1 pseudogene is annotated in these 675 nt (G+C 41.5%); it reads right to left on the bottom strand.

What is annotated here, in order from left to right:
• Positions 1 to 614, bottom strand: a pseudogene (locus H8S65_RS20855) (DNA polymerase III subunit beta); the annotation flags it as partial.
• Positions 615 to 675: the final 61 nt, after the last annotated feature.

Below are 675 nucleotides of genomic sequence, written 5' to 3'. Positions count from 1 at the left end.
AGCCCTTTCAATACAGATGCTATCTGCCGACTGATGATTACCGAACAGGTTTCCGTACAACGTTTGTTTTCTCTCTTAAATAAACCGAGGCCATGCCCGTTAGAGGAAACAAATATGATTTCACCCGGAACCGTTTCAATAGATACGGAGTTCATAACAGGGCGTAATTCGTCCGCAGCAGCAAAATTGATCACTTTGGAAATGCCGTTATTGAATTCTTCTGCCGTAGTCCTGATTTCATCAAGAACCTCTGTCTTTTTCTTTTGTGGGAAAGGCTTCGAATCATATCCGACTACCTCGAATTTACCCCCATGATATTTAATAAGAATCGATTTATTGTCCGGATTGATATAAATATCAAGAGGCTGCTCCGGCAATGTTTTCAGCCCATCAAGAATGGAGGCAGGAACACAGATTGAAAGATCTTCCTCTGCCATACATTCCAAACTGGCCGTAATCCTGCCTTCGTCATTGGCAGCCGTAATAAATAACCGCCCATCTTTTATATCGAACAGATAGTTGCATACTATCGGAGTCGTAGGCTTCGACGGAATTATTCGAGAAAGTTGCTGCAATTTCGCAAGCAACATGTTTTTTGAAACAGATATTGTCATTGTGCCTGATTTTATGGAAGGCACCAGGTAAATGGTTATTTATCGGATGTTTACAGGAAAG

Origin of the sequence: Parabacteroides hominis, from assembly GCF_014287585.1 — a bacterium.
GTDB classification, from domain to species: Bacteria; Bacteroidota; Bacteroidia; order Bacteroidales; family Tannerellaceae; genus Parabacteroides; species Parabacteroides hominis.
The sequence above is the reverse complement of the archived record's forward strand: the minus strand, read 5'-3'. Positions and strand labels throughout refer to the sequence as shown.